This window comes from Candidatus Acetothermia bacterium (assembly GCA_024653305.1).
Classification (GTDB): domain Bacteria; phylum Bipolaricaulota; class Bipolaricaulia; order Bipolaricaulales; family Bipolaricaulaceae; genus JACIWI01.
This window is the reverse complement of record JANLFW010000031.1, coordinates 1-6,304: the sequence shown is the minus strand read 5'-3', so window position 1 is coordinate 6,304 and position 6,304 is coordinate 1. Positions and strand designations below refer to the sequence as shown.

The window sequence follows — 6,304 nt, the reverse complement described above, 5'->3', positions numbered from 1 at the left end:
CACTCAGTTCTCGGGCATTACGCAGGACGCGGGCGAGGACTCAGCACCGATCTGGTACGTCGCCAGCGGCGACTCGGACAAAATGACGCCCGACGGTGCAGTGACCGGTGGCGTGAACTTGAATGACACGTCGATCTCGCAGATTCCCGAGACGGTGAAGGTGTTCATGTGGAACGCCCAGCGCGGGACGTGGGAGCGGATGGACCTCCGCGAGACCGCGGTCGGGTCCGGGATCTTCCGGTCCACCACGTGCGTCCTCGTGGCCGACGCCCGGAGCCCAGGCGATGGCAACCTGGCTTCGAAGCCGGGCGACACGATCATGGCCTTCTACCAGGACCCGTCGAACCACTCCGACATCTCGATCATCTCGATCAAGGTGAGCGAGGGCGGAGCGGGCGGGATCACCCCGCCGGTAGTGGCGCTCTCCGTCGCCTTCGACCGGACCACGTACTACCCGGGCGACACGGTGACGATCACCGTGACCGACGAGCAGTACGCGGGCGCCGGCAGGATCGTGGGCGAGGCGAAGGTCCTGGTCCTCAAGGACAAGGACGGGGCTGAGCTCGCAAGCTGGACGGAGATCCCGGAGGTGGCCGGCCAGGCCGGCAAGTTCCGGGTGACCTACGTCCTGCCCGAAGCCGTGAAGCTCGGCACCATCACCGCGGTCTACACCGACCCGATCATCGCCACGCGCACGGCGCAGGCGAGTGCGACGGTGGCCGCGGCGGCGCTCACGAACGTGACCGGCATCTCCATCACCCCGAACCCGTTTGCAACCTCGACCACGTTCGCGATCGTGGCCCAGCCGACGGGCGCGGTGGCGGACAAGCTCACGATCACCATCTACGACCTCACCGGGCACAAGGTGGGTGAGGTGTCCGGCACGAACACGGGGTCGGTCACGTGGACCGGTGGGACCCTGCGGAACGGGGCCTACATCTACGTGGCCGTGGTGGAGGGTGGCAGCCCGAGCAGGGTCTGGACCTTCCGCGGCTTCGTGTACATCAAGCGGTAGCAAGGGGGGGAGAGGGCCGGGGGCACGGCCCCCGGCCCCGCCTCCCTCCTGTAGCGTCGGGGCTTGTCCCCGACGATAGGAGGTAGGAGACGACGATGAAAAGAGCGCTCATTGCGATGATGCTCGTGGGCGTCTTGGCCACGGTGGCCCTGGGGTACGAAGGGGTCATCGGGTTCCAGGGCGGTCATGGGGCGAAGGCGCTGGGGATGGGCGGCGCGTTCTGCGCCCTGGCGGATGACGGCACGGCGGCGCTGTGGAACCCGGCCGGGATCGCCCTGATGGGCGAGCAGGCCTGGCTGGGTGGGGCGACGTCGGAGCTGTTCGGGATGGTGGGGTACCAGTACATCGCCGGTGGGTTCAGCTTCGCCGGCTACGCGGTCGGGATCGGCTGGGCCGACCTGACCGCAGGCGAGCTGTACGCGGCGAACGCGTACCTGGGCACGGTCGGCGTGAAGGTCGGGGACTTCGGCACGGTGGGCGTGAACCTGAAGTACTACTCGGAGACGGTGGACGATGACACGGCCACCGGGTTCGGGTTCGACGTGGGGGCGCTCCTGCCGCTGACGCCGGAGATCGCGATCGGGATCGTGGCCAAGGACGTGGGCGGGACGACCCTCGCCGGGCAGACGGTGACCCCGCTCTATGCGGCGGGGATGGCCCTGAAGCTCCTCGATGGGGCGCTGAAGCTCGCCGCGGACGTGGAGCTCGGCGGGATGGACTTCGCGGTCCGGGACCTGCGCACGGGGCTCGAGTTCGTGCTGATCGAGAACCTGGCCGTGCGGGCCGGGGTCGTGGTCCCGGAGATGGACTTCACCGGGTACTACTTCGCGGTAGGGGCGGGGTTCTCCCTCGCTGGGCTCGCGATCGACGCGGCGTACGTGCTCATGCCGAATCCGGGGGAGTCGCTGGTGCTGTCGGCGACGTTCACCTTTGGGGAGCTCTTCGCCCCGCCGGCACCGACCGAGTAGGGTAGCAAGCGACAGGTAAGCCAACCGCATGGGTGGGGCTGGGCCGAGTGGCCCAGCCCCCTTCCTTACGTTCGCGGGGTTTGTCCCCGCCGCCGGCCCCCTGACGTCGCCCATGAAGGGCGACGCTACCCCCCTTAAACTAGGGCCGCCATGGAGCGCACTCGGGTCGCCATCGTCGGAGGCGGGCCCGCCGGGTACGTCGCCGCCCGCCGGCTCGGCCAGCTCGGAGTGGATACGGTGCTCGTGGAACGCCGCGCCCTGGGCGGGGTGTGCCTGAACGAGGGATGCATCCCCACCAAGGCCCTGTACGTGGCCACCACCCCCCTCGGCCGGCGGGACGCGTTCGCCCGGATGGGCGTGGCCGTTGCCGCCGAGGTCGACCTCCCCCGCTTGCGGGCCTGGCTGGACGAGGTCATCCAGAACCTGCGCGCCGGGATCGGAAAACTCCTGTCCGCGGTCGGGGTGGAGGTCATCCCTGGGGAAGCCACCTTGACCGGCCCCGGCCAGCTCCGCCTCGCCGACCGGGAGGAGACGCTCGCCGCAGAGATCATCGTCCTCGCCACCGGCTCCGCCCCCAGCGAGATCCCCGAGCTTCCGTTCGATGGGGAGCGGGTGTGGTCGTCCACCGATGCCCTGGGGCTCCCCCGCGTGCCCGAGCACCTGGTGGTGGTCGGGGGCGGGGCCATCGGCCTCGAGCTCGCCACCATCTACCGCCGCCTGGGAAGCCAGGTCACCGTGGTGGAGATGATGAACGGGCTCCTCCCCGGATTGGGCCTCTCCCCCCGCGGGGAGGGCGTCCTCCGCCAGGCGCTCCGGCGGCAGGGGATCGAACTCCGCCTGGGGGCCGCCGCCCAGGGGCTCACCAAGGACGGCGTCCTCGTGCGTAGCACGGCCGGCACGGAGGAGGTCCCCGGCGATGCGGTGCTGGTGGCGGTAGGCCGCCGCCCACAGCCGGAGGGCCTTGGGCTCGAACACGTGGGCATCCGGCCGGAACGGGGGTTCGTGCCCACCGACCAGGACTTCGCGGCCGCTCCCGGGATCTACGCGATCGGCGACCTCCGGGGCGGGGCCCTCCTCGCCCATAAGGCGTCCCACGAGGGATTGCTCTTGGCCGAGCGGTTGGCACATAACGTCGCCCATGAAGGGCGACGCTACATAATCCCTCAGGCGATCTTCACCCAGCCCGAGGTGGCCCTGGTCGGCCTCTCCCCGGAGGCGGCCGCCGCCCAGGGGATCGAGGTTCGCGTGGGACGATGCCCGCTCGGGGCACTGGGCCGGGCGTGGGCGGAGGGGGAACTAGACGGGCATTTCCAGGTGGTGGCCGATCGGGAAGGCCACCTCCTCGGGGCGGAGATCGTCGGCCCCCACGCCTCGGACCTCATCGCCGAGGCCGCGCTCGCGATCGCAAGCGGGCTCACGCTCGCCGAGCTCGCGGAAACGGTCCACGCCCACCCCACCTTCCCCGAGGGGCTGTGGGAAGCCGCGCTGGCGGCGCTCCACCGCCCGCTGCACACCCCGTAGGAGGCCTACGGCGGGGAGGCCGCGGATTCCGTAGCGAGGTCGTGGGCCCACGCAAGCGGCCAGGGCAGCGCCGTCTCCCGCGTCAGCGCCTGCACCAGCTCCACCGCCCCCGCAAGATCGGCGCGGTGCCCGGGGGAAACGAACAGGGTCCGGTTCCGGTCCGTCCGGATCGCCGCCCCCACCATGTCCTCCCCGAGCGCCACCGGCCGCCATTCCCCGATCGCCATCCCCACCGTGTTCACGTCCCCACACAGCCGGCGCTTGGCCACCCCCACCGTCGGCCGGTCCAGGAGCACCCCGAGGTGGGCGGCCACCCCGGCCCGCCGGGGATGCAACACCCCGCTTCCATCCACGAGGAGCACGTCCGCCGCAAGCCCGGCCCGCTCCGCCTCCGCCACCACCGCCAGGTACGCCGGGAGCTCCCGGTACGAAAGGTAGGTGGGGATGTACGGGAACCGCACCGGCGTCCGGGCCACCACGTAGTCCACCACATCTCCGCCCAGTTCGCCCAGCACATAGGCGGCCACGGCCTCGTCCCCCCGGTACGCGATGTCCACCGCCCCCACCGTGCGCGCCTCGGCCAGGGGGACCAGCACCACGCGCCGGCCGATCTCCTCCTGCTCCGCCTGCAGGCGCTCAAGCGGCCGGTCCGTGCGGAACTCCCAGAAGAAGTAGCGGATGAGGGGGCTGACCTCGTCCCCCACCACGTGCACCCCTTCCGCCCGCAGACGGACCACCATCTCCTCCGGCATCTTCCCCCACGCCCGGCCCACCGCCCCCGACGCATGCACCACCCGGTGCACGGGGAGGTCCGCCGCATCCAGGGACATCAGCCACTCCGCCACAAACGGGGTCGCCCCGGGATCCCCGAGCGCCTCGGCGAGCGCCCGGTACGTGGTCACCCGCCCCGGCGGGACCTGGAGGACGAGGTCCCGCAGGATGGCGAGGACGTCCGGAACCTTCAGCTCAACCCCCACAACACTTCCCGGTTACGGTGATCCCCTTCTCGGCCGGTAGGGACACGTCGCCGTGGTCGTCCTTCACCACCAGCGTCACCGTGTACGTGCCGGCCTCATCGTAGTCGTGGGTGGTCTGGGGCCCGTTGGTGCTCGTCCAGCTTCCGTCGCCGAAGTTCCAGATGTATTCCACGATCGTGCCGTCCGGGTCGTATGAATCGGAGGCGTCGAACGTGATCGTTTGCTCGGCTTGGACGTAGGGGAACGGGTACATGGTGAACCGGGCCACCGGGCGCTTGGAGCGCACGTCCACGGTCACGCTCCCCTGATGGGTGCGGCCGGTCGGGGAGACCACGGTCAGGTACGCCGTGTACTGGGCCATCGTGGTGTAGGTGTGGCTGACCACCGGGCCATCCGCGGTGGTGTCGTCGCCGAAGTCCCACAGGTATTGGTCGATCTCCCCGGTGGACCGGGTTCCGTCGAACGTCACCGTGAGCGGGTACTCCCCGCGCGGCGGGTTGGGGGTGGTGGCGATCACCGCCCGCGGCCCGGTGGACGGGTTCAGGCACCCGAAGAGGGCGAGCGAGGTCAGGATCAAAATCGTGCACGCGAGCTTGCGCATTCTGGCCTCCTTGCGGGGACAAGCTTACCCGGCCCGCTGCCCCCGGCCAACGGAAGGGAGAACTGCGGGGGGAACAGGGTGCCCCGGTCAGCCGTGGGTTGGGCCGTCGGGGTCTAACGGTTGCGGGGCCGCCGCAACCCTGTTCCGGTCGTCCTCCAGATGCACCGGGGCACGAAGAACCCCGCCGCCCCCAGCGCGATCATCGTCGCCCCGCCCACCACGTACCAGAACCGAATTCCCACCAGGTCCGCCACCGGTCCGGCGATGGCCAGGGACAGCGGAGACATGCCCATCGCCACGCCCCCGATCAGGGAGAACACCCGGCCCTGCATGTCGGGAGGCACGTGGGCCTGGACCAGTGCCTGGAGCGGGCCGTTGGCGATGGGGTTCATCGCCCCGGTGATGAGCAGCGCGGCCAGGGCAACGAACAGGCCGGCGGAACCCACCCCACACGCTCAGGGCGAGCCCTCCCACCACCACCCCTGCCCCCCACGCCGACTCCAGCCAGCCGAGCTCGAGCGCCCCGCCCCCGCAGTGGTCCTTCACGAGGAGCGGGAGCAGGGAAAACGCCGGGTTGACGAGGAAGTTGATCGCGGAATCCCCCGCCCACCGCCCGCACCGCCATCGCCAGGTACACGTGCCACACCTGGATCGCCCCGGTCCAGTAGAGGTAGGCCAGCCCCGTCGAAACCAGGGCGATCGCCGCGTCGGCCGCGATCATCACCCGTCGGCGGTTCAGCCGGTCGATGAGTGCCCCGGCGAACGGCCCCAGCACCACCGGGGGGAGCATGGCCACCGGCGTCGCGGTGGCCAGCACCGTGGCCGACCCCGTTTCCTGGGTCAGCCACCACACCAGCGCGAACTGGGCGCTCTGGCTCCCAAATAGCGACACCTGCTGCCCGGTCCAGATCGTGAAGAACCGGCGTTTCCAACTCGTAGGGGGTCCGTCCATGGCCCCTGCTTAGGCCTTGGCCTGGGCGTCCACCACCGCCTCCACGGCCCCCCGCAGGCGCAGGTCGCCCTTGACCACGAGGTCCCCGCCCCGTACGCCCGCACCCCTCCGTACACCTCACAGGCCCCAAGGACGCGGATCCTCTCGGCCTCCACATCCCCGTCGACCTCACCTGCCCCCCACACCCGCAGCCGGACCGCCCGAATCCCCCCGGAGATCTTCCCCGCCCCGGATATGGAAACATTGTGTCGCTCCATCAGCGCACCTCCC

7 protein-coding genes are annotated in these 6,304 nt (G+C 70.6%); 3 read left to right on the top strand and 4 right to left on the bottom strand.

All coding sequences use genetic code 11. The annotated features are described in order from the left end of the window. The 3 genes from NUV94_07845 to lpdA form a co-directional block, all read left to right on the top strand. On the top strand, nucleotides 1-1,015 hold a 1,015-nt coding region (locus NUV94_07845), incomplete at its 5' end, for a T9SS type A sorting domain-containing protein (protein MCR4392649.1). Nucleotides 1,016-1,110: 95 nt separating this feature from the next. Then, nucleotides 1,111-1,983: a hypothetical protein gene (locus NUV94_07840; GenBank protein MCR4392648.1), complete on the top strand. Its 873-nt coding sequence runs from the start codon at nucleotides 1,111-1,113 to the stop codon at nucleotides 1,981-1,983. Nucleotides 1,984-2,133: 150 nt separating this feature from the next. After that, nucleotides 2,134-3,504 carry a dihydrolipoyl dehydrogenase gene (lpdA, locus tag NUV94_07835; protein ID MCR4392647.1) on the top strand — a complete coding sequence of 457 codons (1,371 nt, stop codon included), beginning with the start codon at nucleotides 2,134-2,136 and terminating at the stop codon, nucleotides 3,502-3,504. Between the two features lie 5 nt (nucleotides 3,505-3,509). On the opposite strand, the gene NUV94_07830 is transcribed toward lpdA, so the two are convergent. From NUV94_07830 to NUV94_07815, 4 genes are all read right to left on the bottom strand, one after another. After that, the gene (locus NUV94_07830; GenBank protein ID MCR4392646.1) at nucleotides 3,510-4,481 is read right to left on the bottom strand and encodes an endonuclease V; all 972 of its coding nucleotides are present in this window, start codon (nucleotides 4,479-4,481) and stop codon (nucleotides 3,510-3,512) included. Then, nucleotides 4,471-5,082 carry a PKD domain-containing protein gene (locus tag NUV94_07825; protein MCR4392645.1) on the bottom strand — a complete coding sequence of 204 codons (612 nt, stop codon included), beginning with the start codon at nucleotides 5,080-5,082 and terminating at the stop codon, nucleotides 4,471-4,473. Before NUV94_07825 ends, NUV94_07830 begins: the two co-directional genes overlap by 11 nt. A 113-nt stretch (nucleotides 5,083-5,195) precedes the next feature. After that, nucleotides 5,196-5,528 carry a hypothetical protein gene (locus NUV94_07820; protein MCR4392644.1) on the bottom strand — a complete coding sequence of 111 codons (333 nt, stop codon included), beginning with the start codon at nucleotides 5,526-5,528 and terminating at the stop codon, nucleotides 5,196-5,198. Next, nucleotides 5,471-6,034 (bottom strand): MFS transporter, encoded by a 564-nt coding sequence (locus NUV94_07815; protein ID MCR4392643.1) that lies wholly within the window; start codon nucleotides 6,032-6,034, stop codon nucleotides 5,471-5,473. The genes NUV94_07820 and NUV94_07815 overlap by 58 nt, the downstream gene beginning before the upstream one ends. Nucleotides 6,035-6,304 lie beyond the last annotated feature (270 nt).

What these genes read in the sequence shown, in the direction of transcription:
- NUV94_07815 (MCR4392643.1), bottom strand. Translation starts at nt 6,034, where the DNA reads ATGGACGGACCCCCTACGAGTTGGAAACGCCGGTTCTTCACGATCTGG.
- NUV94_07840 (MCR4392648.1), top strand. Translation starts at nt 1,111, where the DNA reads ATGAAAAGAGCGCTCATTGCGATGATGCTCGTGGGCGTCTTGGCCACG.
- NUV94_07825 (MCR4392645.1), bottom strand. Translation starts at nt 5,082, where the DNA reads ATGCGCAAGCTCGCGTGCACGATTTTGATCCTGACCTCGCTCGCCCTC.
- lpdA (MCR4392647.1), top strand. Translation starts at nt 2,134, where the DNA reads ATGGAGCGCACTCGGGTCGCCATCGTCGGAGGCGGGCCCGCCGGGTAC.